Annotated in this window: 1 rRNA gene; it reads right to left on the bottom strand. The window is 51.5% G+C overall.

Annotated features, from left to right (window positions below):
- Positions 1-145: 145 nt before the first annotated feature.
- Positions 146-206, bottom strand: a 16S ribosomal RNA gene (locus F3J44_RS30515); the annotation flags it as partial.

Here is a 206-nt window from a genome sequence, read left to right as displayed (position 1 = left end):
TTGAACTGCCGACCTCACCCTTATCAGGGGTGCGCTCTAACCAACTGAGCTACAGACCTATAACAGGGTCGCATCACATCATCGTCTTTTCACAATGAATCAAGCAATTCGTGTGGGAGCTCATCAGTAGGCTGATGTCGTCGATTAAGGAGGTGATCCAGCCGCAGGTTCCCCTACGGCTACCTTGTTACGACTTCACCCCAGTC

This window comes from Pantoea sp. Tr-811 (genome assembly GCF_011752535.1).
Classification (GTDB): Bacteria; Pseudomonadota; Gammaproteobacteria; order Pseudomonadales; family Pseudomonadaceae; genus Aquipseudomonas.
Note: the sequence above shows the minus strand (reverse complement) of the source record. Positions and strands in the feature narration are given on the sequence as shown.